Below are 25,975 nucleotides of genomic sequence, written 5' to 3'. Positions count from 1 at the left end.
CCGAATCGGGCGTAATCTATCTGGTGGAAGGGTCACTAGAGCCGACAACGGCTCAGTGAACAGTGTTCAATTTCGGCAGCCGCCGTCGTCTTGAACACTGTCCAGAACAGACCCAACGCGCGGACCAAAAGACCGCAACCTGACGAGCTCTCCCGAACGCGACGACCCAGACGGCACCGGATACGCAGAAAGGCCTGCAGGTTGACGACCCCTAAGACGCCCGACGAGCTCCAGCGGCTCGTCCTCGACGCCTTCCCCGGCGCGACGCTCGCCGACGCCAAGTCGGCCCGGCACAGGATCTACGCGAACGAGCATTGGTTCGGCGACGTCGCCCCGGCGATGTGGGACCGGGGCTGGGCCGTCTACCCGCAGACGCGCCGCGCCGCCGACGGCCTGACCACCAAGCGGGTCCCGGCCAGCATCGGCGGGACCATGATTAAGACGTCGCTCCTGGCGACGCGCATGCCTTCGGCGGTCGAGCGCTACGAGTGGTGCAGGCTCGCCCCCTCGCACAACGTGGCCCTGTTCCTCGGCCCGGCCGAGGGCGGCCCCTTCGCCATCGACCTCGACATCCGCATGCCGGAGATCTCGAACGCGGTCGAGGACATCGTCCGGGAGATGCTGCCGGCGACCCCGTTCTGGCGCGGCTCGGACGGCGCCAAGCGGGTCGCGATCTTCCGCTCCGACCCGGCCGACCCGATCCGGCGCAAGAGGGAGCACAAGCTCCTCGACAAGGCGGGCCGGCCCGTCGTCGACGGCTACGGCAAGCACTGCGCCATCGAGGTCCTCAGCGCCGGCAACTCAGTCACGCTGCACGGCCTGCACCACGCCACCGGCGCCCTGTTCCGGTGGGAGGCCCCCCCTATCCTGCAGGGCCCCGAGCACGCCCCGCTCGTCACCGCGGCCGCCCTGCGCGCCTGCCTGGAGGCCATCTCCGAGCGCGTCGTCGAGCTCACCGGCCTCTGGCGCGGCTACGACGTCGCCGGCGCCCGGCTCGCCACCGGCGAGGTCACGGCTGCCGTGACCGATTCGTCGGGCGTCGTCGTCCCCGGCAACCGCGAGGGCGTCGCCGACGCCACCTACGGGCGCAAGGGCAAGGTGACCGACGGCCGCGAGCCGTACGTCCGCTCGCGCGCGTTCCGCTACGCCATCGCCAACCGCCCTCTCCTGGCCACCGAGGCCGGGCGCCACGCCGTCGCCGGCCGCCTGTTCGAGGAATGCAAGGAGGTTTTCTACGGCCTCGGGTCGGGCCGCTACAGTGCCTGGGGCGACGAGGGCGGCCGCGGCGCCAACGCCGGCAACTCCGTCCTCCACGACTGCCGCGCCAAGCTGGAAAGCGCCCGCCTGACGCTCGCGGAGACGCCTGACCGCTTCGTCAGGACCGTTGGCCGGGACGAGAGCGGCCGCAAGCAACTCGCCGTCCGGACAGGCGTCGGCATCGACCGGGGCGCCGACGACGAGCTCGGGTGGATCGAGCCCGACACCGTCTCACTCTCCGCCATCACTGCGCACGACCAGGCCCGCAAGGCCGCCGAGCGCGCCCTGCTGGGCAAGGAGGGGCGCGAGGAGGGGCAGCGCCGCGTCGCCCGCGAGGTCCGCGCCACCATCGACCGGTTCCTCGACCAGGCCGATGCCCACGCCCGCAACGCCAAGGCGCCCCTCACCAAGGTCATCCTGATGCGGGCGCCCGTCGGCGCCGGCAAGACCAGCATCTTCATTGAGCGCATCGCGGCCCGTCCCCGGCGGGGCAAGCCGGTCGTGATGTTCCTCCCGTCCTATGCCAACATCGAGGAGGCCGCGGCGCGGGCCGAGAACCGTCGGACCGCGGCCGCCGCGGCCGCGACGCCGGCGTTCCGTCAGGCGGCCGCCGAGGTGCGGGCGCAGGCCGAGGCCGCCGGTCTCAAGGTCGGGATCCTGCGGGGCGTCGAGCGCGCCGGCTGCACGCGCGTCGAGCAGCGCCAAGTCCTGCGCGCCCAGGGCGCCCCGGCGCACGGGCTGTGCAGCGCCAAGGTGGCAGCCATCAGGGGTATGGAGAAGGAGACGCTGTACTGCAGCGACCATCCCGAGGCCGGGGGCGCGTGCCCCGTCATCGCCGACCGCAAGGCCCTGGCGACCTGCGACCTCGTCCTGGCCCCGACGGTTTTCCTGACGATCGGCCTGCCGCCCGAGCTCAAGGAGGAGTGCGCCGGCCTTGCGGTGGACGAGCGCTGCGCGTTCGAGTTCCTGCGCTACGACAGCATGCCCCTGTCGAGCCTGCTGCTGCCCCGGCCCGAGCCCCACGTCCTGGAATCGGACGGCGAGGGCGTCACTTCGCAGGACCTGCTGCTGGAGCGCGAGCGCGTCGCCCGCCTCGTCCACGACGCCCTGGCCCGGGGCGAGGATCCCGCCGCCGCCATCCACGCCGCCGCGGCGCAGAAGCCCACGCTCCTCGACGACGTGAGGTCGGCCAAGACCGTCGCCAGCCGGGCCCAGCGCGCCGCGGCCCAGGTCGTCCCTAACTGCAGCGCCGCCTACCTGACGGAGCTCTTCGCCAAGGCCAAGGCAACTGACATCCGCCCCGAGAACAGGCTGTGGGACGTCGTCCTCGACCGGCTCGCCGGGCTGAAGGCCGACGCCCTGACGCGGTCCCTGGCCCGCTCCGCCGGCGTCGACGTGGATCCCTGTATGCTGCAGGCCCGGGGCGAGCGCGACGCCCGCGTCCAGGTCCTCACGATGGGCGAGACCGGCCAGCACGTCCGTGTCTCGTGGCGCGAGGCCCCCTGCCTCACCGAGCTCCCGACGCTGCTCCTCGACGCCTCCGGCGACGCCGACATCACTGAGAAAGTGTGGTGCGGCCGCGACGTGGAGACCGTCGACATCGCCGCGTACCTGCATGTCCGCACAGTCGTGTGCCTCGACAGCAACCACAGCACCACCTCGTTCGTGCCGGAGCTCAACACCGACGACGAGGGGCGCAAGCGGTCCTCCCGCCAGCTCGTGAACGTGCGCCGGGCGGTGAACAACGTCGCCCACGTCAAGGCCGGCGGCCGCGTCGGCGTCGCCCTGCCGCAGCGTGGTCGCAAGGCGCTGCAGCGGGCCCACGCCGAGGCGCCGAACGTGGACGTCATGCACTACGGCGCCATCCGCGGCCTCGACTTCGCCAAGCGGCACAAGGCGCTCATGACGGTCGGCAGGCACGAGTTCCCGGTCTGGGTCATCGACGCCTTGGCCGCGGCGCTGACGTACGACGACATCGTGCCCGAGGCTCCGTTCGACCTCACCGGCAATGGCCTCAACGACGAGGGGAAGCCGATTGCGCAGCCCATGGTCGACCGCACGTACCCGCTCCGGGACGGCCGCGACCTGGTCATTCAGGTGCCCGAGTACCCGGGGCGCTGGGCGGCCTCCGTGCAGCGCCAGTTCCGCGAGGAGGAGCTCGTGCAGGCGATGGGCCGACTGCGACCTGTCTATCGCGACGACGTCGGGCTCTGGATCGCCGTCTCGCGCGTGCTGCCCGCCGGCATCGTCGTGGACGCGGTGACCACGCTGCGGTCCCTGTCCACCATGCGCGGCGCCGGCGGGCACTTCGAGGCGGTCCGCCGAGCCGGCGGCGTCGCGGATCCCGAGGTGATCGCGAGGGTCGCCCCCGACGTGGGGCTGGGGCCGACGACGCTGGCCTCGCACGGGCTGGCCGGCGCCGACACCACCGCCGAGATCGCCGCCGGCATGGACGTGTGGTCGGTCACCGCCGACGGCCGCGCCCGGGTCGTGCAGGTCCCCGGCTACCACGATGACGCGGCGAGCGAGATCGTCGACGCCTACGACTGCGCCGGCATGCGCGTGGACAGCCTGAAGCTCGTCAGGGAGGCCACGGGGAAGGTCCCGTCGGAGCGCAAGAAGGCCGACAAGGTCGACGACGAGCTCGGCACCAGGGACGAGCGGCGCGAGGCCGAGGCTGCCGCCCGGGCCGCGGCGCAGGCCCACGTGCCCCAGCCGGAGCGCCCGTTCGGCGACGCCCCGCACCTGCTCACGGTCGGCCGCGAGCCCAAGGCCACCGACGTGGAGGTCGCCATGATCCTCGCCGTTCAGTGCGAGGTGAACCCGGCCGAGGCCGCGCGCCTCGGCCGGGAGGCGAACGTCGACGAGGCGGCCGAGGGAGCTACAGATCAGGCGGCGGACGGTGCAGCGCCGCGCGCAGTCTCGACGGGTCCCGGATCGCCGGCGGCGCGGCAGGCTCTCGCCGCGCGGCAGGCCGGGGCGGCCGCTTCGTCTTCCGGGGCGTCTTCGCCCGCTGGATCCGGCGCTTCGCCAGATGGGCGTGCCGTGCCTCCGCCGCTGCGGCTCGCGCCTGTGCTGCGGCGTCACGGGTCCTGATCCCGAGCGATTCGTTTCGGGCGACCGACAGGCGGATGCCGGTCCTCTCGTTTCGGTAGTTCGTCACCCATGACCAGGCCACCCTAAACCCGGCCGCGGCGAGCTCCGCGCAAGCGGGGGTCAGGGCCGTGCGCTCCATCTGGCTGGGCTTCGCGATGCCGCGGAACCCGAGGATCTCTTGCGCCTCACCGAGGGGCAGCGTCAGGCGCAGCGTGCCGTTCTGCCGGCGCGCCTCGCAGCCCCGGGGGATGGCGGCCGGGCTGGCTTCCCAGGCGAGGCAGCGCAGGTACAGGACGGGGCTGTACCGGCATCGAAACGCATTTAGCGCCGCGGCGTCGATCTCGACGGTGCCGCCGTATCCCGGCGTGGCGGCCGCCAGAAGCGTCGCCTCGATACCGAGGGATGCGAGCTCGTCGCCGTCCCTCACGAACGTCCCCTTGGGCCCGAGGAAAACCTTGTTGGTCGGCGTGCTCAGGCCATAGCCATCGAGGCCCCTGAGCGTGACGAGGCTGTCGCAGCATCGGGACAGGGCGGCCCGAACGGTCGTGAGCACGGCACCCGCCATGGCCCGGCGCAGGGCAGGCAGGTCGATCTCGTGCCGGGCGTACTCGACCCCGTGCAGGAACGCCTCGGTCAGGCGATACTCCCTCTCCATTTCATCGGTCTGTCGCTCCGATGACGCCGCCTGCGACAGGGCGAGGATCAAAAAACGAATCGATCCGGCGTCGGCGCCGTGCATCCCGGGCAGGCTGGCCGCCGGCGACGCGTCGACGACGAGGTCCCTCGCGAAGTCGAGGGACAGGGGGAGCATTCGGGTGGCCTGCTGGCGGGGCATCGGGTGTCCTGCAGGCCCGTCCGGGGGCCTCGGAAGCCATTATCGCCCCGGCCAAGCCAGTTTCAAGGAAAGCGATGAGGTTTGCTCAACGACTTAGGGGGGTGTCAGGGCACGAAAGGAAGGGGGGATGATAGGGGGGATTCTGGCCAGGAAGGGTTTATCCCTTCCCTTCAAGGATTCCTGTAACGCGTGCGCGAGGGTCGACCGCACCCCGCAAGTCTATCTCTCCCGTGGGCCGTGCATCGCGCGCTTCGCGCCCTCCCACGTCCCAGCAGCAGCCCTGCAGACTCTCGAACATGGTCCAGGTCGACCTGCTCGCCCCGTTGGGGCGTTTTTCCATGGTTCAGGCCCGTCGCTCCGCATTTCAGGGGGACTTGTCTGGGAGCCGCGCCCGCCCGGCTGAGGGATGGCCCCCCGAGGCCCTAGGAAGCCCGCCACGCCGGTTTCTCAGGCTCGGCCGTGGATTGGCGCGTCAGACCCACGCGAAGCGCCCTGGCGGGCTTCCTAGGGCCTCGGATCGAGACAGTGTCGCCGGCCCGTGACGGCGTTGTGCCTTGCCAGGCCGACGCGCACGCTTGCGGGCGAAGGAGACATGCCATGCCCGCCACACGTCTGACGCTCCGCCAAGTCCGCGCCAACGCGGCGATCCGTACCGCCCGCGCCCGGGCCCGCCGCGCGGCGCTGCAGCGCCCCGAGGGCCGCGACGTCGCCCTCGCGCTCGGCGACGCGTTCGTCGAGATCCTCGCCCAGCGCGGCATCGTGAAGGCCGATGGTCGCGTCGCCGGCATCGCCGCGCTGCAGGCCCATCCCGACCTCGCCGCCGTGATGTCCGCCGCGACGCAGTCATTGGCCGACCGCTTCGCCCCGGCGGAGGTCGCGGCCGTGCTCCAGGCCCGTCTCGCGGCCTGAGGCACGACTCTTGACGAATTCTCGCCGCCACCTACGATCGATCGCTGGCAACCTGCGCATCCCCGACCGGGGTCGCGTCGGGTGCTCGTCACCCCGGCCGCATGCCCATGCGCCGGGGTTTTTTTCTCACGAGGCGCCCTGATGGCCCGCTCGCGCAGCAAGTCGCCGTTCTACGTCGGGGTCGACATCGACCTCGCCGGGCTCGCGCTGGCCGTCGCGGACCAGTTCGCCGAGTTCGGGGAGAAGGCGCTCCCGCGCGCGATGCAGTTCTCGGTCAACGGCGTCGCCATCGATGCCGTCCGGCGCTTCCGCGAGCGCATGCCGGCCATCCTCGAACGGCTCAATCCGTGGACGCTCGACCGGATTGCCTAGACCGCCAACAAGATGGCGCTGGGCAAGATCACCAGCCTCGGGCAGGTGAAGGCGACCATCTTCCAGGTTAGTAGTAGGAGGGCGGTGGCGGGCCGGCCAAGCCGACGATGTTGGGATCGGTGAACTTTTGATTTCCCGACTTGTAACGTATCCAGATTGCCTGGTCGGAACGTGCGGCATTGAACACGGGCTGGTCGACCATGTTGACGAGATCGCAGTGATCTGACGTTTGCAGCGCGTCCAATTTTTTTATGAGGTCCTCCATGGTTGCCCGACCGTCCATGTGACCGATGAGCTTGTTTCGCACATGCCTGACCCGGCGGTAGGTGGCATTGAATGTCGCATCCGCCTTGAGTGCTTGCAGGGAGGAAGGGTCACCAATGCCCTCAGAGACCATCACCTCAAGAAGACCGTTGATCGAGTGCGGGTTGCGGGTGTCCATGATCACGCTGTCGACCATGTTCTGAGCATGCATAAGCATGTCGAGCTTCGCGTGCATGGCCACGCCGGGCAGGACCGAGTTGACTAGGCAGTTGTTGAAGAGGTACTCCGATAAATCATAGAGAGCCTTTGAGCTATGATATCGATAGAAGGCCCCAGGTAGCTCACCCTTCGTGATCTCGTGGACGGCATTTCCAGCAACGCACAGGTAATTGTTTATCAGGCGGTACCCAGAAAGAAAGTCTTCGACGTACCTGTCGAATACCAGCGGCACGAGGACGCCGAGATTGTGGCTCGACACCCCTCCCGACAGCTCTGGCAGGAGCAGGCGCGGATCAGGTGAGGTGGTCTCGGCGGCCATCCTGGCCACCAGTGGGGCAATCTTCGCGTCTGTGATTTCGCCGGCGGCCGAATGCCCGACGAAGAAATCAGCCTCTTGCTTGTGTGCCAGTAGAGCGTCCCGAATCCTTCGCATCCGTGGCTCCTGGCGAACCTGGACGATGTCCTCGAAGGCCATTGCGTTGACGACGATCCTGAACGCCAGGTAGCGTCGGATAACATCGTTCGGCGCGAGCTTGATCATCTCCGCGTAGAGCGCAGAGCCCTGCCAGAGAAACGTCTTCTTCGCTTCGAAATCCGTAATCACCGCCGTCATCGTCATGCCGTTCCCCGTGTTGGCGTGCCTCCCTTCGGGGATCACCGCTCGCCCCTGATTTAAGCATCGAGCCGGCCGATTGCTGCCCGTGCCAATCGAACGAGCACCGGTTTCATTCCGATAGGCCGCCCGGGATCCTCGACCCTGAACAGGAGGGTCCGCTTGGTCCACGACAGGCGCAGGCTCCGCGACGGCGTGACCGCGCTCCTCCTCGGCAGCGAGGCGGGGGCGCTCGTCGATGGCCGCGTGTTTGCCGGCTGCAGCGCCGCCCTGCGCGCAGTCGGACATGCCCTGCATCTTCGTCGAGGTCCGCCGCTTCTAGGGCGCCGAGTTCGGGATTAACCAAGTCGCGACCCAGCGGACCTACGAACTCAGCATCGGCATCGTCGGCCAGGGGCCGGCCGTCGACCTTATCGCCCCCCCGGATCCCGACGCCGAGATCTTGCGCGCCGACGCCCTCGACGAGGTCGCGCTGCCGGTCGAGCTCGCCCCGGCCGCTCGGAACGTCGAGGGCTGCAGCGCCCCCTGGGTCTGCCGGTCCGCACCCTTGGCAAGGTCATCGCGCGCCCGGGCTGGGGCATCGAGAAGTGATCTCGGCCAAGCCCCTGGTCGGGCAGGTCCTCAGGTCACATCGCGAATGCCTCGATCACTGAGGGCATCTACATCCCGAAAGCCGACACGGGGTCGTTCGCTGTGTTCGGCGCGGCGCCGGCGGCGCCATGCACGGTGACCATCAACAGGCGCGCCGGCGGCCAGGGCGGGACCAGCACCAGCATTGGCACCAACACCTGGGTAGCCAACGCGACGCATGGCACGTTCAACATCCCGGCGTACGTGACCGTGCCCGCCGGCGACGTCGTGGAGTTCGTGTTCCCCTCGACGCAGGACGCGAATGCCGCCGTGCTGTGCCTCAACCTAGCGGTCTACAAAGCGGGCTCGGATCTGCGTTACCTGCCCCGGGCGGCCTCCGGGGCAGGCGTGTCGGCGTTCGTTTGGCAGGCGTTACTGTTTATAGAAGTAACGGGGGCACTGATTGACAGCCTCAGGACCTCATGCGTGTCGGCGTCACGGGGTTATCCACTGCCCGGCCAGGGATCCGGTAACCGTAGATCGCATGCCAGCTGGACGAGGAGTCCCGGCTCTGAATCTATGTGAGGGCAGACGACGACGGAGCCCGCCATGAACCTCGAACGCGACATCCACCTCGCCGAGAGCGGGCTCACCCAGGTCCTGTTACAGGCCCACCTCGCAGGCCAGGCCAAGGCGGCCGCGCTCCGGCAGCAGAGCTCCGACAACGCCGTCGCCAGCGTCGACCGCCTCGGCCAGGAACTCCTCGCCAGCCGCCGTCGCGAGGCCGCCCTGCAGCGCCGGGTCGCGGAGCTTGAGGCCGCCCTGCGTAGCGAGCGCGCCCGTCCCCGGGCCGCGGACTGGGGCACCGGGTACACCCAGCGCGCCTGAAATCGTACGGGGCGCGCATTTTCTCCCTTGCGGGTTTCCCTGTGCGTCCAGAATCGGCCTCTCTGCGTCCACTGCGGGCCGCACGTAGGCCCCGCGCGGGCGCAGAGAGGCCAAACGAAAAGGGCCCAGGTGTGATCCGGGGCCCTTCTTCATTCTGCGTCCTTTTCCTCCCGTGGCGGCCGTCGCCGCCGGCGTTCAGCGAAAGGGGCGCGGGGCCGGGCCAGCCTCCGAGATAGCGTGCTCGTGGAGATCGTGGAGGAACTCGTCGACGGTTTCTGCCGCGCGCTCTGCGCAGGAGGCGCGGGCGAGGCTGGCGATGACGGCGTCCCTGCGGGCTTCGGCGGCGGCGCGGGCCTCGCGGTCGGTCAGCACGGGCGGCATGTTCGTCATGAGCTCGTTGACGCTCTTGGCGCGCAGGTGGCGGTCCAGGGTCGAGAGGGGCGCGACCGCGACGCGGTGGAGGTTGCCGACGTCCAGGCTGTGGAGCCACAGGAGGATGCGGTCCGGGAGCACGCTCTCGTCGACGGGGCCGACGCCGGGCGACCCGATGGCGTGCCGGCACCAGTTCCGGAGATAGTCCGCCTCGGGGAACCGCTCGGCCATGCTCAGCGGGGCGGGCTCCGAGGCGAAGGCATCGGGCTCGCCGGCGGCAGCGTCGAGGTAGGCGTCCGCCTGGGCTTCCGCCGCGCTGACCGGGGGCGTGGGGGCGACGAGCTCGCGGACGAATCGGATGGCACCGGTGGCGGTGTCGACGACCGCGCGGGTCACGAACACCGCTGGCAGGGCGGCGTACCGGACGGAGGTGCCAACGGCACGGATGGCCTTGGTAGCGGCCGAGAGGGCGACGCGGAGGACGGAACGAAGCGACATTGGGATCCCCTTCCATGTGTCGAGGTTGCGACCGGGATAGCGTCTCCCTCGGCCCAGCAAGGCACAAAGGGGATTTCGGTGCCGGCGTGACGTGACGCCGACACGGGTTGCCCTCACGGGGTCGGGGCGCCGTGCTCCGCGTCCCAGGCGGCGACTTCCTCGGGGCGGGCCTGTCGCCAGAAATGCCTGTTGCGGTGGGACCGGACGACGATGCGGCCGCCTGTGGCCGTGCGCGTAAACCCGAGGGGGGCCGGCCCCCGCCACTCCCATTCCTTGTACGTGCGCGCGTCCAGCGCGGCCCGGCGCGCCTCGATGCCGGCGGGATCCACCAGGTCCATGGCCTCCGTCTCCGTCAGGCCGTGGAGGCGGCCGCCGCGCATGACGACGAACCTGGGCAGCTTCTCGAAACCGATCTGCAGGACGCCGTAGACGCCGCCCTCGACGGCCTCGGGGTAGCCGGCGTCATCGTCCCCGTAGTTCGCGATCATCGCCCCGCCCGGCGCCCGGCAGACGCCCGTCACGCGGTGCGTGAACTCCAACTCGTCGATCCCGTAGTCCCTCATCCCGTCCTCCTCCGCGCCGTTCGCACTTTGGGAAAGTAGCACTCCCGGCCGTTCCCGCAAGCATTCGAATGACGGTATGGTGAATTAATGGCTGAATCGATTTGCACCCAGACCCCGCCTAGTGGGTACAAATTGCTGCCTCGGCCCGTTCGTCCTGGTGTCAACTTTGGCTATCCTGACGTCAACTTTCGACTTTGCTTGCATCCTGGAACGCGAGTGCTGGGATGTCGTTCGCAATTCGGGAACGCCGGATTCGGAGGGATCATGGAAAGGGTCATCGGTTTCGGTATCCGGGAGAGCCAGGCGCGGCAGGTGTTCGAGAGCGTCCGGGGGCTCAAGAACTGCGCCGCCAAGCTGAGCGTCGGCAGGGAGATGGCATCGCGCTGGGCCCGGGAGCTCGGCGTCGAGATCCTCCCGCACGTGAACGGGCCCATCCGCCCCGAGCTGCGGAAGGTTTCAGACGCGGAGGTGCTGGCCGCGATCCTCGGGCCGCGGTCCTTGACGCAGGAAGCCCACCTGATCGGGCTCACGGCGGCCGGCCTCCTCAAAAGGCCCCGCGCCAGCGGCCTGCCCACGGCCCCTCCGTCCCGGGCCGCGTTCCGCGCCTCCCGCATGAGGAGGGCCGCGGCGTGAGCTGGCACCGCGACGACGTCGAGGCGCTCCAGCGCGAGGAGGCGGCCGAGGTCGTCTCCCCCGCGGCGGTCATCACCCGGCTCAAGCTCGCGGTCGCCGACGCCGGCAGCCTGAGCGCATTCGCCCGAACCGTGGGCTGCGCGAAGTCCAACGTCAGCGAGGCCTTGAGCGGCCGCCGCCAGCCCACTCCCGCCATCCTCACCGCGCTCGGGGTGCGCTGGGCCATCGTCACGGAGAACCGTCAGTGAGCACCCTCAGCCTGCACCCCGTCGACCAGCTCGCGCGCATGGAGGCGGCCGCCGTCGAGCTCCGCGCCATGATCGCCGCCGACCGCAAGGCCCGCGTCGGCAGCACCCATCACGCCATCGTCTCGCGCATGGACGACCGCGACATCGTCGTGATCGAGCCCTTGCCGGACCTGACCGAAGTCCTCGGTTGGCTGAGCGCCCCGCTTGTCGTCCTCGACACGGAGACGACGGGCCTGCACCCCCTGAACGGTGACCGCCTCATCAGCCTCGCGGTCCTGCCAGTCGGGCGCGACTACGGGCCCAAGGTCGAGCGGGCGATGCACGCCGCCTACCGGCTGATCGTCAAGCCTGACATGGCGATGAAGGACATCCCGGACTTGGTGGTCCTGCAGGCCTACATGCAGGCATACGGCGAGCGCGAGATCCTCGGATCCGTGGCGTGGCGGTTCCCGTACGGATCCTGCAGGAGTGGACCGGGCAGCCGCTGAAGGTGTGCTACCGCTGCATGGAGCGGGCCTGCGACCGCGGCCTGATCGAGTACGGCGTCTCGCTCCGTTGCGGTTGGATCGACGCGAAGGGCTACGAGCTCCTCGGCATGCCGGGTAAGACGTACCTCGACCTGAACGACGCCCGGCGCCTCGAACTGTACAAGCGCCTCCTCACCGAGGCGGGCCGGCCCGTGACGCTCGTAGCCCCTCCGCGGCAGCCGGCACCGCCGGCGCCGGAGCCATGCGCGTTCGTGAGCTTCTCGGTCGACATGATGGCCAGGGAGATCGTCGGTGGGACGCCAGCCCCGCAGCCGTGGACATTCACCGTCGAGGGGCTGCCCAACGGCTGGATCTACCGGAACGGCGAGCTCGTCCAGGAAAAGACGACCATCCCCGCCGAGGTCGAGGTCGAGGGCACCATCACGAACCTTATCTGGGGCGGGCGGTGATACCTGAGGACCGGATCCTGCGCGACGGCATCGTCACGTCCCGGAGCTTCCACTCCTGCGCCGGCTGTCCCCGGGGTTTCCTCCTGGCGCCCGGCGACCGCGTCCACATCCTCGTCGCGATCAGGGACGGCCGGTTCGAGACCGAGCACACCTGCGCCGACGAGGGCAGGGACTGCTGGCGGGCTTTCGGACTGCCGCTGCCGCCCGAACTCGGGCCGGACGAGCTCGCGTTCTGATGGACCTGGGCGCGGTCTGAACCCCGCGCCCAGGGTTACCGCCATCTGAGTCCAGCCGGTCGCATTTGCGGTCGGAGGAGTCGATGTCGATTCAGGCGGGCCTGCTATACGTCTCCTTGGCCCCCAAGGCGACGGACCTACAACTCGAACGCACACAGTAGTTCCGATCAACTCCAACCCTGAAAAACAATGCCGAATCCTCGGCGTCGCTTTTCATGGGGGCTGTGGTGCCAGACGAAGGGTGTGAACTACCGAACGAGAACAACGGGGCGTTGCCGGACTTCTTCGACCCCGACGGCGGGATCCGTCGGCGGACGCAGCAGGCCATGAACGACAGGCACGCCCAGGAGAAGCTCGAACGCGGGCGGGCGCTGAGGCGGGCACGGGATGCCCGCTACAGGGCCAAGCTGCGGGCGAGGCGGGACTGGGACCGGGCGAACCCCGGCATCCCGATGCCGCCGCCGCCCGCGCCTCCGGACCCCCAGCTCACGCTGGGGCTCTGAGCTCCTCAGGCTTCGTGTCGCTGAGTGCCATCGCGTCTATGACGGCGCTCAGCGACACGGGTCTGTAGCCCCAGACGTCCACCCCGACGTCGCAGGACTGCGTGGTCCCCGGCAGGCGCCAGTGGGTGTGCCCGTAGAGGTGCAGCGAGCCCCGAAACGCCCGCGGCCAGGACCGCATGGGGTAGTGGCACAGGACGAAGTGCCGGCCCTCGATCGCCGTCTCGTAGATCCCCTCGTGCTGCTCGGCCCACCCGAGCCTGCGGCTGCGCTTGTCGTGGTTGCCCACGATCAGGACCTTGCGCCCGTGCAGCCGGCGGAACACTCGCTCCGCGGCCTCGGCCGGGCCGAGCGCGAAGTCGCCGAGGTGGTAGACCGTGTCGCCGGGCGCGACGGTCGCGTTCCAGGCCTCGACCAGGCAGTCGTCGTGCTCTTGGATGCTGGCGAAAGGCCGCTTGCAAGCGTGCAAAATTCCGGCGTGGAGATGGTGGCTGTCCGCGGTGAAGAACGTGGCCATCGAGGCCTCCATGAAGGGAGGCCGGCGCGCGCAGCGTCACGTCCTCCTAGACGACGGGAAGGGCGGCGGGCGCGCGTTTGGGCATGGGGATCTCCGGGACGAATCGAGAGGCTAGCACGGGCGGGTTAAGGAATCCCTGGGCTCAGGCCGCTTTCGGTTGGCGGGGCGCGCGCTGGGTCCGGGGCGGTAGCACGGGCGCTGGCAAGCCGGACAGGGCCGCGCGCTCGGCCTCGTAGGCTTCCATCAGCGCGGCGACCCACCTGCCCATCCCCTCGGCCTTGAGGGCGACGTGCTGGGCGGTATCGTAGTGCAGCCGGGTCACCGTGGCCCGACGCTCGCGCAGGTCCTCGGCGCCGGCGATCTCGTGATCGAGGATGGCCGAGGCCGCGCCGCCGAGGCGACGGTCGGTGAGGTACGACGTCAGCGACCGCCGCACGTCGTGCAGCGTCCAGTGCCGGATCCCGTGCGCCCCTAGCAGGTCGACCAGCGGCCCCTTCCCCGTCGTCCCGGTGATGCGACGCCCGGACAGACGGTAGAGGAGTTGGTTCAAGGCGCCCGGGGATACGTGCCCTCCCCCGCGCTTGCTCGGGAACAGCCAGGCCGCGTCCTTCGCCCCCGACACCCGCCGCAGGGCCGCCCATGCCTCCGGCGGCAGCGGGAGCAGGTGCGCCCGCCGACTCTTCATGGCCGGGCCGTCCCACGCGACCGCGCGCCAGCCGGGCCCGGGCGCGCCCGCCTCGGCATCGAGGTCCGAGACCTGCGCCGGCGTCGTGCTGGCGACCTGCCCGGTCCGCTGCCCCGTGAGGACCACGAACCACAGCATGGCCAGGGCCCCGGCCCCGGTGGCGTGCTCGGTCTGGCCGAGGCTGCGATGCCGCTCCGCCAGGGCCAGCGTCCGTCCAAGCTCGGCCAGCGTCGGCGTGTGCGCACGCTTGCCCGGCGCGTACGTCACGTTCCACTGGTCCCGCCACATCGGCCAACGGTCGCGCGCCCTCGACAGGCCGCTGCGCCCCGAATGGTTGGCCCAGGCCCACTCCATCATCTCCTTGCCCTGGCGGACGCACCGCGCCGCGGCCGAGAGGGAGTTCGCCTCGACGATGTCGTCCCGGATCTCCTGCAGGATCTCGGGTCCGAGGTCGCGAACCAGCACGTGGCGCAGGCGGTCGTACTGGGGGTGGCGCAGGTAGGACGCGTACTGCCGGACGTAGCCGGGGGTGAGGGTCCGCGCCTTGTGCTCCAGGAAGATGTCGACGAGGTCGTGCCACTGCCAGGGGCCGCGGCGCCGGCGCTCCTCGTCCGACGGCACGGCGACCTCGTCCGGCCACGCCGCGTCCGCCGCCGCCTCCTCGTCCCCGGTCGCCGCCATGGCGTGCTCGAACACCTTGAGATCCAGCTTCGGGTCCCGGCCGTCCTTCAGGTCGAGGCGGGCCCGTGTCGCCGCCTCCCGCGCGGCCGCCACCGTGAGCGCGTTCACCGAGCCCAGCCGGACCGTCGACGCCCTGCCCCGCAGGTACCAGGTGGCGGCGAGGGGCGTGACGCGGAGCGTGAGGCCGACGCAGGCGGTGTCGCCCCACTCCACGCCGCGGCCCTCGACCTTGCTGCCGGCGACCAGGGCCCGGGCCCGCCTCACGTGGTCCGCCGTCAGCCTCGCCCGCTCCCGCGTGTAGCCGCCGCCCGCCATGCCCGCTCCCGTGACCGATACAACGGCGATACAACGGGCGGCGCGGCGCGCTGGCAAGCGGCCGCCGCGGCCAGGCGGTGGACAAGTCCTTGCGCAGGCTGGGTTTCAGGGGCGTGGTTAACCGGCTCATGACCCGCCCGGGAGCGTGTCAATCAGCCTTCCAAGCTGAATACCCGGGTTCGATTCCCGGTACCCGCTCCACCCCCCTTCTGCCCATCGCCTCGCCCGTCCTGGATGGCGCTTGCCTTCGCGTGTAGGCTGGGTCGGCGCGCGAGGAAGCCGAGGATCCGCCCATGAAGGTGTCAGCCGACCTGTGCATCGTGCCGATGGGCGTCGGCCCGTCGGTGTCGCCCTATGTCCGCGAGATCAAGGCGATCATCGAGGCGAGCGGGCTCGATGCCACGATGCATCCGAACGGCACCAACATCGACGGCGAACTCGCCGACATCTGCGCGCTGGCCGAGAAATGCGAGGCGCGGCTCGCCGAACTCGGCGTGCAGCGGACCTTCTTCACGCTGATCTTTTCGACCCGGCGGGACAAGGTCCAGACCATGGCCGACAAACTCGCTGCCGTTTCTTAATCCCTGCGGCCCTCTGACTTTGATCGTTACGGCGTCTGCCGCGTTCACGCAGCAACGATGGTGCGGCGGGAGACGGTCATGGACCAAGCAGGCAGCCAGGACGACCGGGCCCGGAAGGTCACAATCGAACCCTACGAGGGGCCGGCCGGTGGGTGGGGCTCGGCACGCTCTCTCCTCGAGATCCTGACGCGGGAAGGCGTGCCGATCACCGGCACGGCGCTGCTGACCAAGCAAAACAAGCCCGGCGGCTTCATGTGCACGTCCTGCGCCTGGGCGAAGCCCGCCAAGCCGCTGGCCTTCGAGTATTGCGAGAACGGCGCCAAGGCGACGGCCTGGGAACAGACCCGCCGCCGCGCGACACCCGACCTCTTCGCCGCGCACACGGTGAGCGACCTTCTGACGTGGAGCGATTACGCCCTCGAGGAAGCCGGGCGCCTCACGCACCCGATGCGCTACGATCCGGCCACGGACCGCTACCGCCCCTGCACCTGGGAGGACGCCTATGCCGAGATCGGCCGCGAGCTGAAGGCGCTGAAACCGAAATCGGTGGTGTTCTACGCCTCCGGCCGGGCCTCGCTCGAATCGAGCTACATGTGGGCGCTGCTCGCCCGGCTCTACGGCAACAACAACCTCCCCGATTCCTCGAACATGTGCCACGAGCCGACCTCGGTGGCGCTGCCGCAATCCATCGGCTCGCCGGTTGGCACGGTGCGGCTGGAGGATTTCGAGGAAACCGACCTGCTCTTCTTCTTCGGCCAGAATGTCGGCTCGAACGCGCCGCGGATGCTTCATCCGCTGCAAGAGGCCCGCAAGCGCGGCGCCTCGATCATCACCTTCAATCCGCTTAAGGAGCGGGGCCTGGAGCGCTTCACCGATCCGCAATCACCGACGGAGATGCTGACTCGGTCCTCCACGCGGATCTCGACCCAGTACCATCAAGTGAAGGCGGGCGGGGACCTCGCCGCCATCACCGGTCTGTGCAAGGCGCTGTTCGCGGCCGACCGCCACGCGCGGGCCGCCGGGAAGCCGGGGGTTCTCGATCATGCCTTCATCGCCGAGCACACGCACGGCCTGGAGGCGTTCGAGCAGTTCTGCGACGAGCAGGAATGGCCCGCGCTGGAGAAGCGCTCCGGCCTCAGCCGCACTGCCCTGGAAAGCGCCGCCGCCGTCTACGCCCGCGCGAAGGCGACGATCGGCGTTTACGGGATGGGGCTGACGCAGCATCGGCGGGGCACCGAGACGGTGCGCATGCTCGCGAACCTGCTCCTGCTGCGCGGGAACATCGGCAAGCCCGGCGCCGGCATCTGCCCGGTGCGCGGCCATTCGAACGTGCAGGGCCAACGGACTGTCGGCATCACCGAGAAGCCGGAACTGGCGCCCAACGACAAGCTGCGCGAGCTCTACAATTTCGAGCCGCCGCAGGAGAAGGGCCTCAACACGGTGGAGGCCTGCGAGGGCGTCCTCGACGGCAGCGTCCGCGCCTTCATCGGGCTCGGCGGCAACTTCCTGCGGGCGGTGCCGGATACGGGCGTCATGGAGCCGGCGTGGCGCAAGCAGCGCCTGACCGTACAGATCGCGACCAAGCTCAACCGCTCACACCTCGTGAACGGCGAAGTCGCCTACCTCCTGCCCTGCCTCGGCCGGATCGAGATCGACCGGCAGGCCACAGGGCCGCAGGCGGTGTCGATGGAGGATTCCACCGCGCGCTTCCACGGCTCGAAGGGCGCCGCCGACCCGGTGAGCCCGCAACTGCGCTCCGAGCCCGCCATCATCGCCGGCATCGCCAAGGCGACCCTGCCGCCGAACCCGCGCATCGATTGGAACGCCTGGGTCGGCGACTATTCCCTGGTGCGCAAGGCCATCGAGGCGACCTACCCCACCGTCTTCCACGATTTGAACGGGCGGATGTTCGATCCGGGCGGCCTCGCCAAGCCCCTCCCCGCCCGTCAACGGCGCTGGGAGACCGAGAACGGCAAGGCGAATTTCGTGGTGCCCGGCGGTTTGGAGGCCGACCCGGATCTGCCCGAGCGCGGCGGCGACGTGCTCGACCTCATCACCCTGCGGTCGAACGACCAGTTCAACACCACGATCTACGGCTACCACGACCGTTTCCGGGGCATCGACGGCACCCGCGACGTGCTGTTCATGAACCGGGCAGACATCGCCCGCCTCGGCCTGCGCGACGGGGCGAAAGCCGCCGTCGTGACCGTGAGCGACGATGGGGTGAACCGGCGGCTCGGCGGCCTGCGGGTCGTGGCCTACGACATCCCGGAGGGGAATTGCGGAGGCTACTACCCCGAGATGAACGTGCTGCTGCCCCTCTGGCATTACGATGCTCAGAGCAAGACGCCCGCCGCCAAGTCGATTGCCGTGAAGGTGATCGCCGAAGCGTGAGCACCGCAGGCCGGGAGGCTGGCGCGCGGCGCCGGCCTCCGGCATGGATCGGCCATGAACGAAACGACACAGGTCGCGGGCGCCCCCGTGCCGGATCAACGGCTGCGCGACTTCCTCGACCGGCTGGGGCGCACGGAACCCCTCGCTGCGCCGGGACTCGATCTCGCCCGCCTCGATTGCGGCCGCGATGCCCTGTCCTCGCAGGGTGACGACGCCCCCTGGCGCGACGCCGAGAGCGGCGGCCTCGCCCTCACGGGCGCGGACCTCTCACGGGCGCGGCTGGACGATGCCGACCTCGGCGGCGCGAACCTGCGCCGGGCGAAGCTCGCGGGGGCCGTGGGACGCTCGGCGCGCTTCGCCGGGGCGATCCTCGAAGAGGCGGACCTCACCGAGAGCGACCTCTCCGGCGCGGATTTCACCCATGTCGTCGCCGGCCAGATCAGCCTGTCGCAGGCGATGCTGGAGGATGCGCGGTTCGGCGGCGCGGCGATGCGCTTCGCCGACTTCTCCGAAGCGTTGCTCGACGGGGCCGACTTCACCCGCGCCGACCTGTGGGGCACCGACTTCACCGGGGCGGACGCCGATGACACCGTGTTCCGCGACGCGCGGCTCGACGAGGCCAAGCTCAAGGACGCGAACCTGACCCACGCGGATTTCGAGGGCGCCAGCCTGACGAAGGCAGTGCTGACGGGATCGCGGCTGCGCGGGGCCTCCTTCACCGGGGCGAAGCTCGACGGGGCCGACTTTTCCGGCACCGACCTGTCGGACACGAACCTCGTCCGCCTCAACCTCGCGACCTGCCGCCTGCGGCACGCCCGGTTCTCCGGAGCATGGCTCAACGGCACCCGGATGCATGTCGAGCAACTGGGCGGCGCCGTGGGCGAGGAGGTGGCGGGCGACTTCGCCGCCGCGCAGGCGAGCTACCTCGCCCTCGAACAGAACTGGAAGAGCATCGGCGATCAGGACGGGGCGAGCTGGGCCTACAAGCGCGGCCGGCGGATGGGCCGCCACCATGCCGGCGCGCAGGCGAAGGCGTCCTGGGCCGCGCGGAACTGGCGGGGCGTGACCCGCCACGGCTACCGCTGGATCGCCGACCGCTTCGTGGAATGGCTGTGCGACTATGGAGAGAGCCTGTCGCGCATCACCCGCGCCTTCGTCCTGCTGATCGGCGTCTTCGCCGTGCTCTATGGGATGACCGGCGGGCTCATCATCCTCGAAGGGCCGGAGGCCGGGCCGACCTACAACCCCCTCGACCTGATGAGCTACAGCGCCCTTAACATGATGACGGCGAACCCGCCGGAGATCGGCCTGAAACCCACGGGGCGCGTCACCAACCTCCTCGTCGGCATCGAGGGCGCGGTCGGCATCATCCTAATGGGTCTGTTTGGCTTCGTCCTCGGCAACCGCCTGCGGCGGTAAGGCTCACTCGGGCGAGCCGAGGCGGTCGATCACCAGATTGAGGTCCCGGCGCAGGTTGCGGATCTCGGGCTCGCTCATTTCGAGCTGGCACATCACCGTTTCGCGCACGGTGGCGGCCTCAACCCGCAGCTCCCGGCCCTGGTCCGTCAGGCCGATCTCGACCTCGCGCTCGTCGCTCTGCCGCCGGGTGCGCAGCAGGAAGCCCGCGCTTTCCAGGCGCTTGAGCACGGGGGTGAGCGTCCCGGAATCGAGGCGCAGCCGCCGGCCGATCTCGGAGACGGTCACGCCGTCCTGCTCCCACAGGACGAGGAGCACGAGATATTGCGGGTAGGTGACGCCCAGCCGTTCGAGCAGCGGCCGGTACGACTTCGTCATGCGATGCGCAGCCGCGTAGAGCGCGTAGCAAAGCTGGTTGTCGAGGCGCAGCGATTCCGTAACGGACGGATGGTCGATCGTCTCTGCCGTGTCCGCCATCGTGAACGCTCGTCCAATACTCTACGTCGGCCGTTCCGCCCGGCTTCGTGCCGGCTGCATCGACAGCCTTAGCACATTGTCGGGAAATCGCATGCGTGGGCTGGACGCATGAGAGACTTCACACCGCATCGTTCCGGGGACGATGCAGATATCAGGCCTACAACGCCGCGAGGCTATCGAGGAAGCCCCGTTCGTCCTCCAGGGTGCGTAGATCGAGCAGGACTGTATCATCCTTGATGCGTCCGATGATTGGCACGGGCGCGCCGCGTAGTCTCTCGGCGAGGCGGCGGCAGCGGCCGCCCGTGCTGCGCGAGCGGCCCTCCGCCTCGGGTGTCAGGACCAGGGCGGCGCTGGGCAGGGTCTCGACCGGCAGGGCGCCGGAGCCGATCTGGCTCATCGTCTCCGTGACCGCCACGCCAGCGTGGCCCCGCAGCCGCTCCGCGACCTCGGGGGCGAGGCGTTCGGCCTGCGCAGCGATGTCCGCCCGCTCCCGCGTGAGCAGCCGCAGCGTCGGCAGTTCCTCGCGCAGCCGTTCCGGGTGGAGGTAGAGGCGCAGCACCGCCTCCAGGGCCGCGTAGGTCATCTTGTCGACCCGCAGGGCGCGCTTAAGTGGGCTCTTGCGGATGCGGGCCAGGAGATCCTTCCGCCCGGCCACGATCCCGCATTGCACCGCGCCGAGGAGCTTGTCGCCGCTGAAGGTCACGACATCGGCCCGCGACAGGGCCGCGCTCACGGTCGGCTCCGGGGGCAGGCCGTAGGCGGCGAGGTCGATCAGGCTCCCGCTGCCCAGATCCTCCGCCAGCGGCACGCCGCGCTCGCGGCACAGGGCGTGGAGCGCATCCGGATCGGGCTGTGCGGTGAAACCGCTGATGGCGTAGTTGCTTGGGTGCACCTTCATCGCGAGACCGGTGGCGGGGCCCATCGCCTCCGCGAAGTCGCGCAGGTGCGTGCGGTTGGTGGTGCCGACTTCCCGCAGCTTGCAGCCGGCGCGGACCATCACATCCGGCACGCGGAAGGAGCCGCCGATCTCTACGAGTTCGCCGCGCGAGACCACGACCTCCTTGCGCATGGCGAGCGCGTTCAGCACCAGCAGCACGGCGGCGGCGTTGTTGTTGACGACGATGGCCGCCTCGGCCCCTGTGATCCGGCAGATCAGCCGCTCGATATGGTCGTCGCGCTCCCCCCGCTGTCCGGTGGCAAGGTCGAATTCGAGGTTCGTCGCCTGGGTCATCACCGCCGTGACGGCCTCCGCCGCCGAGCGCGGCAGCAGGGCGCGGCCGAGATTGGTGTGCAGCACCGTGCCGGTCAGGTTGAAGACCGGCCGCAGCGACGGCTCCCGCTCCGCCGCCAGCGCCTCGCCGCAGCGCGCGAGGATCGCCGCCTCGTCCCCCGCGGACGTCTCGCCGGAGCGGATCCGCGCGAGATCGCCCCGGATCGCATCCGTCAGGGCGCTGCGCCCGAAGGATTCGGCGAGCGACTGGCCGTCCGGGTGGGCGAGCAGCCGCTCGACGGAGGGGATCCGGCGCTTCTCCGGCGCGGCGACTGGGAGAACGTGCGTCATCGGGCAAGGACATAATGGGTCCGCCGGGGGACGCCAGGGTGCCGCGCCCATCGGCCACCTTTCTCCCGTTCCGATTTCCGACCAGATCGCCCTGCACACGCCAGGTTGAAACAACCGGAGGAGATCGTTCCGTGAAGAAGACCGCCCTCGCCCGAGCGTCCGCTCTCGCCCTCGTCCTCTTCGGCGCGGGCTACGGCGCCGCCCAGGCCGAGACGATCACCAAGAACCGCTTCGGCTGCCACGCGCAGGAGGTGACGGAGCGTCTGTTCCAGCTCGTCCAGGCGGGCGACGAGAGCGGCTTCGGTCAGCTCCTGCGGGCGAGCCTCGGCTCGGGCGAGTGCCGGAACTGGAAGACCGGGGAGGAGGTGACGATGCAGAACCGCACGATTGGCTATGCCTGCCTCCTCCCCAAGGAGAGCGGGAGCAAGTGCTACTGGACGCCGCTCAGCGCCATCGAAGGCGACAAGTGATCCCTCGCTGCCCCGCCTGACGCCTCGTTGAGGTGGCAGGCAGCGAAGTGGCCGCGCCCCACGGGGTCGAGCGCGGGCACCTCCGTGCGACAGCGGTCGAAGGCGTAGGGGCACCGGGTGTGGAAGCGGCACCCGGGCGGCGGCGCGATGGGGCTCGGGACATCGCCCTTCAGGACGATGCGGGTCCGCGCCGCCCCCGGCTCCGGCACGGGCACCGCCGAGAGGAGCGCCTGCGTGTAGGGATGCTTCGGCGCCGTGAACAGCTCCCGGCGCGGCCCGATCTCGACGATCTTGCCGAGATACATCACCGCCACCCGGTGGGTCATATGCTCCACGATGGCAAGGTCGTGCGAGATGAACAGCAGGGCGAGGTTGAGCTCGCGCTGCAGGTCGCCGAGCAGGTTGACGATCTGCGCCTTCACCGAGACGTCGAGCGCCGAGACCGCCTCGTCGCAGATGATGAGGTCCGGCTCGGCCGCCAGCGCGCGGGCGATGCCGATGCGCTGGCGCTGGCCGCCGGAAAACTCGTGCGGATAGCGCCCCAGCGCCTCGCGCGGCAGGCCGACCCGCTCCATCAGGGCCGCGAGGCGGCTTTCCATGTCCGCCCTGTTCCGGGCGAGGCCGAAATTGCGGATCGGTTCGGCAAGGATCGCCCGCACCCGCATGCGCGGGTTGAGGGACGAGAACGGGTCCTGGAACACCATCTGGATGCGGCGGCGCAGGGGCCGCAGCGCCCCGTCCGACATCTCGTCAATCCGCGTACCGCCGAGGACGACCTGCCCCGCCGTCGGCCGGTAGAGCCGCATCAGTGCCTTGGCGACGGTGGACTTGCCGCAGCCGGATTCCCCCACGAGCGACAGGGTTTCGCCCCGCGCCACGGTGAAGGACAGGCCGTCCACCGCCTTGAGCACCTTCTTGTCGCGGCCGAACAGGCCGCCCCCGAGGGCGAAATGCTTCTTGAGGTCGTTGACCTCCAAAAGGGTCTCAGGGGTGCCGCTCATGCCGCGAGCGCGTCCTTCGGCGCGAAATGACAGGCGGCGAGATGCGCCGGCCCCTTGCGTTCGAGGGCCGGGGCCGCCTTCCGGCAGATCTCCGCGACCTGCGGGCAGCGCCCGGCGAAGACGCAGCCTTCGATGCGGGTCTTCAGGCTCGGCACCATACCGGGGATCTCGGCGAGGCGCCCGGTCTCGCCGTGCTCGGCGGAGCCGAGGCCGGGCACCGCCCCCATCAGGCCGCGCGTGTAGGGATGCCGCGGATTGCGGAACAGGTCCGTCACCGCCGCCTCCTCGACCTTGCGGCCCGCGTACATGACGACCACCCGGTCCGCGACCTCGGCCACCACGCCGAGATCGTGGGTGATGAGCATGATCGCCGCGCCGACTCGGTGCTTCAGGTCGCGCATCAGGTCGAGGATCTGCGCCTGGATCGTCACGTCGAGGGCCGTGGTCGGCTCGTCGGCGATCAGGAGCTTCGGCGAGCAGGCGAGCGCGATGGCGATCATCACCCGCTGGCGCATGCCGCCGGAGAGCTGGTGCGGGTATTCCCGCACCCGGCGCTTCGGCTCGGGAATGCCGACCAGAGTCAGCATTTCCACCGCTCGCTCCTCCGCCTGCGCCCGGCTGAGGCCCTGGTGCAGGCGCAAGGTCTCGCCGATCTGCCGCCCGACCGTGAGGACGGGGTTCAGGCTCGTCATCGGCTCCTGGAAGATCACGCTGATGTCGTTGCCGCGGATTTTGCGCATCTCCTTGTCGGAGAGGTCGAGCAGGTTCGTGCCCTGGAAGCGGATCGCCCCCGCGATGGCCGCCGGAGGCTCCGGCAGGAGCCGCAGGATGGACATGGACGTCACGGACTTGCCGCAGCCGGATTCGCCCACGATGGCCAACGTCTCGCCCGCGCCGATGGCGAAGGACACACCGTCCACCGCCCGGTTCACCCCCTCAGGGGTACGGAAATGGACTTGAAGGTTCTCGATGGAGAGGAGCGGTGCCTCGTTCATGCGCTGCACCTCACACTTCCTTGGCCATGCGGGGGTCGAGGGCATCGCGAAGCCCGTCGCCGACGAGGTTCACCGCTAGGACGGTGAGGGACAGGGCGATGGCCGGGAACAGGATGATGTAAAACTTCACCTGCCAGAGGGCCCGGCCCTCGGCCATGATGTTCCCCCAGGTCGGCACCGAGGGCGGCACGCCCGCGCCGATGAAGGAGAGGATCGCCTCCGTGATCATCGCCGAGGCGCAGATATAGGTCGCCTGCACGGTCATCGGCGCCAGGGTGTTGGGCAGGATGTGCCGCCAGATGATCGCCGGCATCCGCGTGCCCGTCGTCACCGCCGCCTCGACATAGGGCTGCTCGCGCAGGGACAGCACCACGCCGCGCACGAGGCGGGCGACGCGGGGAATCTCCGCGATGGTGATGGCGATGATGACGTTCTGCACCGAGCCCCGCGTCAGCGCCATGAGGGCGATGGCGAGCAGGATCGGCGGGATCGACATCATGCCGTCCACGATGCGCATGACGATGCCGTCGAGCCTGCGCACCATCCCCGAGACGAGGCCGATGGCGAGCCCGCCGATGGAAGCCAGCACCGCCACCGAGAAGCCGACGAGCAGCGAGACCCGCGCCCCGTAGATGACGCGGGAGTAGATGTCCCGGCCGAGCATGTCGGTACCGAACCAGTATTGCGCGGAGGGCAGCCGGGTGCGCTTGGCCGGGGCGAGCGCGGTCGGATCGACCGTGCCGAGCCACGGCGCCAGCAGCGAGGCGACGAGGATGACGGTGAGGATGACCCCACCCACCACCACGGTCGGGTAGCGGCGGATGAACCGCCAGACCGGCCCCCGCGCCTTACGCGGGGGGATGACGTCGGGGAGCGGAGCGGCCACGGCCGGGGCGGCGGCGTCCATGTGGGGAACGATCGTCGCGCTCAATAGCGGATCCTCGGATCGAGTATCGTGTAGAACAGGTCGATGGCGAGATTGACCAGCACGTAGATGAAGCTGAACAGCAGTACGACGCCCTGGATGACCGGGTAGTCACGCCGCAGGATCGCATCCACCGTCAGCCGCCCGAGGCCGGGGATGGCGAAGACGGTCTCCGTCACCACCGCGCCGCCGATGAGCAGGGCGATGCCGATGCCGATCACGGTGACGATGGGCACCGCCGCGTTCTTCAGCGCGTGGACGAACAGCACGTTGTGCTGGGCGAGACCCTTGGCGCGGGCGGTGCGCACGTAATCCTGGCTCAGCACGTCGAGCATGGTCGCCCGCGTCACCCGCGCGATGAGGGCGATGTAGACGAGGCCGAGCGTCACCGAGGGCAGGATCAGGTTCGAGAGCCAGGGCCACAGGCCCTGAGACAGGGGCGTGTAGCCCTGCACCGGCAGCCAATTGAGCTGGAGGGCGAAGACATAGGCGAGGATATAGCCCACCACGAAGACCGGCACCGAGAAGCCGGCCACTGCGAGGCCCATCACCATACGGTCGATGAGGCTTCCCGCCTTCCAGGCCGCGAGCACACCCAGCGGCACCGCCACGACGATGGCGAAGACCAGCGTGACGCACATCAGTGAGACCGTGGGCTCGACCCTCTGCCCGATCATGGTGGTGACGGGCAGGTTGGTGAAGATCGAGAGGCCGAGGTCCCCGTGGAGGATCCGCCACCCCCACTCGCCGAAGCGGACGAGGAAGGGCCGGTCGAGGCCGAGCGACGCGCGAATGCGCTCGATATCCGCAGGCGTCGCCTGATCGCCCGCGATGATGGCGGCCGGGTCGCCGGGGGAGAGGTAGAGGAGGCTGAAGACGAACAGCCCCACCACCGCCATCACCGGAATCGTGGCGAGGATCCGCCTGCTGATATAGCCGAGCATCGG

26 protein-coding genes are annotated in these 25,975 nt (G+C 69.7%); 15 read left to right on the top strand and 11 right to left on the bottom strand.

Annotated elements, in window-relative coordinates; all coding sequences use genetic code 11:
- Nucleotides 1–201: 201 nt before the first annotated feature.
- The 3 genes from MKK52_RS05040 to MKK52_RS05030 all read left to right on the top strand — a co-directional run bounded on the left by MKK52_RS05040 (nucleotide 202) and on the right by MKK52_RS05030 (nucleotide 6,469).
- Complete coding sequence (locus tag MKK52_RS05040) at nucleotides 202–4,353, top strand: hypothetical protein (protein ID WP_243952730.1); 4,152 nt, start codon at nucleotides 202–204, stop codon at nucleotides 4,351–4,353.
- Between the two features lie 1,432 nt (nucleotides 4,354–5,785).
- Nucleotides 5,786–6,097: a hypothetical protein gene (locus tag MKK52_RS05035; RefSeq protein ID WP_243952729.1), complete on the top strand. Its 312-nt coding sequence runs from the start codon at nucleotides 5,786–5,788 to the stop codon at nucleotides 6,095–6,097.
- Between the two features lie 141 nt (nucleotides 6,098–6,238).
- Nucleotides 6,239–6,469 carry a hypothetical protein gene (locus tag MKK52_RS05030; protein WP_243952728.1) on the top strand — a complete coding sequence of 77 codons (231 nt, stop codon included), beginning with the start codon at nucleotides 6,239–6,241 and terminating at the stop codon, nucleotides 6,467–6,469.
- 67 nt (nucleotides 6,470–6,536) lie between these two features.
- On the opposite strand, the gene MKK52_RS05025 is transcribed toward MKK52_RS05030, so the two are convergent.
- Complete coding sequence (locus MKK52_RS05025; RefSeq protein WP_243952727.1) at nucleotides 6,537–7,862, bottom strand: hypothetical protein; 1,326 nt, start codon at nucleotides 7,860–7,862, stop codon at nucleotides 6,537–6,539.
- Between the two features lie 429 nt (nucleotides 7,863–8,291).
- On the opposite strand from MKK52_RS05025, the gene MKK52_RS05020 reads away from it, so the two are divergent.
- Nucleotides 8,292–8,720 (top strand): hypothetical protein, encoded by a 429-nt coding sequence (locus tag MKK52_RS05020; protein ID WP_243952726.1) that lies wholly within the window; start codon nucleotides 8,292–8,294, stop codon nucleotides 8,718–8,720.
- Nucleotides 8,721–8,744: 24 nt separating this feature from the next.
- Nucleotides 8,745–9,023 (top strand): hypothetical protein, encoded by a 279-nt coding sequence (locus MKK52_RS05015; protein ID WP_243952725.1) that lies wholly within the window; start codon nucleotides 8,745–8,747, stop codon nucleotides 9,021–9,023.
- A 195-nt stretch (nucleotides 9,024–9,218) separates the two neighbouring features.
- Here the strand turns inward: MKK52_RS05015 and MKK52_RS05010 are convergent, their stop codons facing one another.
- Both MKK52_RS05010 and MKK52_RS05005 read right to left on the bottom strand, forming a co-directional pair.
- Nucleotides 9,219–9,893, bottom strand: a complete 675-nt coding sequence (locus tag MKK52_RS05010) for a hypothetical protein (protein ID WP_243952724.1) — start codon at nucleotides 9,891–9,893, stop codon at nucleotides 9,219–9,221.
- Nucleotides 9,894–10,006: 113 nt separating this feature from the next.
- Nucleotides 10,007–10,456 carry a hypothetical protein gene (locus tag MKK52_RS05005; protein WP_243952723.1) on the bottom strand — a complete coding sequence of 150 codons (450 nt, stop codon included), beginning with the start codon at nucleotides 10,454–10,456 and terminating at the stop codon, nucleotides 10,007–10,009.
- A 264-nt stretch (nucleotides 10,457–10,720) separates the two neighbouring features.
- On the opposite strand from MKK52_RS05005, the gene MKK52_RS05000 reads away from it, so the two are divergent.
- The 6 genes from MKK52_RS05000 (at nucleotide 10,721) to MKK52_RS04975 (ending at nucleotide 13,013) form a co-directional block, all read left to right on the top strand.
- Nucleotides 10,721–11,089 (top strand): hypothetical protein, encoded by a 369-nt coding sequence (locus MKK52_RS05000; protein WP_243952722.1) that lies wholly within the window; start codon nucleotides 10,721–10,723, stop codon nucleotides 11,087–11,089.
- On the top strand, nucleotides 11,086–11,337 hold the full coding sequence (locus MKK52_RS04995) for a hypothetical protein (RefSeq protein ID WP_243952721.1): 252 nt from the start codon (nucleotides 11,086–11,088) through the stop codon (nucleotides 11,335–11,337). The genes MKK52_RS05000 and MKK52_RS04995 overlap by 4 nt, the downstream gene beginning before the upstream one ends.
- On the top strand, nucleotides 11,334–11,825 hold the full coding sequence (locus MKK52_RS04990) for a hypothetical protein (RefSeq protein ID WP_243952720.1): 492 nt from the start codon (nucleotides 11,334–11,336) through the stop codon (nucleotides 11,823–11,825). Before MKK52_RS04995 ends, MKK52_RS04990 begins: the two co-directional genes overlap by 4 nt.
- Entirely contained in the window at nucleotides 11,777–12,274 is a 498-nt protein-coding gene (locus tag MKK52_RS04985) for a hypothetical protein (RefSeq protein ID WP_243952719.1), read from the top strand. The genes MKK52_RS04990 and MKK52_RS04985 overlap by 49 nt, the downstream gene beginning before the upstream one ends.
- On the top strand, nucleotides 12,271–12,510 hold the full coding sequence (locus tag MKK52_RS04980; protein WP_243952718.1) for a hypothetical protein: 240 nt from the start codon (nucleotides 12,271–12,273) through the stop codon (nucleotides 12,508–12,510). Before MKK52_RS04985 ends, MKK52_RS04980 begins: the two co-directional genes overlap by 4 nt.
- A gap of 326 nt (nucleotides 12,511–12,836) precedes the next feature.
- On the top strand, nucleotides 12,837–13,013 hold the full coding sequence (locus MKK52_RS04975) for a hypothetical protein (protein ID WP_243952717.1): 177 nt from the start codon (nucleotides 12,837–12,839) through the stop codon (nucleotides 13,011–13,013).
- Here the strand turns inward: MKK52_RS04975 and MKK52_RS04970 are convergent.
- Both MKK52_RS04970 and MKK52_RS04965 read right to left on the bottom strand, forming a co-directional pair.
- Nucleotides 12,997–13,539, bottom strand: a complete 543-nt coding sequence (locus MKK52_RS04970; RefSeq protein WP_243952716.1) for a metallophosphoesterase family protein — start codon at nucleotides 13,537–13,539, stop codon at nucleotides 12,997–12,999. The genes MKK52_RS04975 and MKK52_RS04970 overlap by 17 nt on opposite strands.
- A 130-nt stretch (nucleotides 13,540–13,669) precedes the next feature.
- A complete protein-coding gene (locus tag MKK52_RS04965) occupies nucleotides 13,670–15,208 on the bottom strand; it encodes an integrase arm-type DNA-binding domain-containing protein (RefSeq protein WP_243952715.1) in 1,539 nt (512 codons plus the stop codon).
- 293 nt (nucleotides 15,209–15,501) lie between these two features.
- Here MKK52_RS04965 and MKK52_RS04960 point away from each other — a divergent pair, with 293 nt between their 5' ends.
- The 3 genes from MKK52_RS04960 to MKK52_RS04950 all read left to right on the top strand — a co-directional run bounded on the left by MKK52_RS04960 (nucleotide 15,502) and on the right by MKK52_RS04950 (nucleotide 19,602).
- Nucleotides 15,502–15,789: an MTH1187 family thiamine-binding protein gene (locus MKK52_RS04960; RefSeq protein WP_243952714.1), complete on the top strand. Its 288-nt coding sequence runs from the start codon at nucleotides 15,502–15,504 to the stop codon at nucleotides 15,787–15,789.
- Nucleotides 15,790–15,867: 78 nt separating this feature from the next.
- Complete coding sequence (locus MKK52_RS04955) at nucleotides 15,868–18,183, top strand: FdhF/YdeP family oxidoreductase (protein WP_243952713.1); 2,316 nt, start codon at nucleotides 15,868–15,870, stop codon at nucleotides 18,181–18,183.
- A 54-nt stretch (nucleotides 18,184–18,237) separates the two neighbouring features.
- Complete coding sequence (locus tag MKK52_RS04950) at nucleotides 18,238–19,602, top strand: pentapeptide repeat-containing protein (RefSeq protein ID WP_243952712.1); 1,365 nt, start codon at nucleotides 18,238–18,240, stop codon at nucleotides 19,600–19,602.
- Between the two features lie 3 nt (nucleotides 19,603–19,605).
- Here MKK52_RS04950 and MKK52_RS04945 read toward each other — a convergent pair whose 3' ends face one another.
- The gene (locus MKK52_RS04945; protein WP_243952711.1) at nucleotides 19,606–20,076 is read right to left on the bottom strand and encodes a MarR family winged helix-turn-helix transcriptional regulator; all 471 of its coding nucleotides are present in this window, start codon (nucleotides 20,074–20,076) and stop codon (nucleotides 19,606–19,608) included.
- Nucleotides 20,077–20,233: 157 nt separating this feature from the next.
- Nucleotides 20,234–21,637: an L-seryl-tRNA(Sec) selenium transferase gene (gene selA / locus MKK52_RS04940; protein WP_243952710.1), complete on the bottom strand. Its 1,404-nt coding sequence runs from the start codon at nucleotides 21,635–21,637 to the stop codon at nucleotides 20,234–20,236.
- A gap of 131 nt (nucleotides 21,638–21,768) precedes the next feature.
- Here selA and MKK52_RS04935 point away from each other — a divergent pair, with 131 nt between their 5' ends.
- Nucleotides 21,769–22,107 carry a hypothetical protein gene (locus tag MKK52_RS04935; RefSeq protein WP_243952709.1) on the top strand — a complete coding sequence of 113 codons (339 nt, stop codon included), beginning with the start codon at nucleotides 21,769–21,771 and terminating at the stop codon, nucleotides 22,105–22,107.
- Here the strand turns inward: MKK52_RS04935 and MKK52_RS04930 are convergent.
- Genes MKK52_RS04930 through MKK52_RS04915 form a run of 4 tightly spaced genes read right to left on the bottom strand, consistent with a single transcriptional unit; the run spans nucleotide 22,068 to nucleotide 25,972 of the window.
- The gene (locus tag MKK52_RS04930) at nucleotides 22,068–23,108 is read right to left on the bottom strand and encodes an ABC transporter ATP-binding protein (RefSeq protein WP_243952708.1); all 1,041 of its coding nucleotides are present in this window, start codon (nucleotides 23,106–23,108) and stop codon (nucleotides 22,068–22,070) included. The two genes, MKK52_RS04935 and MKK52_RS04930, sit on opposite strands and share 40 nt — an antisense overlap.
- Entirely contained in the window at nucleotides 23,105–24,103 is a 999-nt protein-coding gene (locus tag MKK52_RS04925) for an ABC transporter ATP-binding protein (protein WP_243952707.1), read from the bottom strand. Before MKK52_RS04925 ends, MKK52_RS04930 begins: the two co-directional genes overlap by 4 nt.
- Before the next feature lie 10 nt (nucleotides 24,104–24,113).
- Nucleotides 24,114–25,010: an ABC transporter permease gene (locus MKK52_RS04920; protein WP_243952778.1), complete on the bottom strand. Its 897-nt coding sequence runs from the start codon at nucleotides 25,008–25,010 to the stop codon at nucleotides 24,114–24,116.
- Between the two features lie 20 nt (nucleotides 25,011–25,030).
- Entirely contained in the window at nucleotides 25,031–25,972 is a 942-nt protein-coding gene (locus MKK52_RS04915) for an ABC transporter permease (RefSeq protein WP_243952706.1), read from the bottom strand.
- Nucleotides 25,973–25,975 lie beyond the last annotated feature (3 nt).

This window comes from Methylobacterium sp. J-067 (assembly GCF_022829465.1).
Classification (GTDB): domain Bacteria; phylum Pseudomonadota; class Alphaproteobacteria; order Rhizobiales; family Beijerinckiaceae; genus Methylobacterium; species Methylobacterium litchii.
This window is presented reverse-complemented; position numbering and strand designations above follow the sequence as displayed.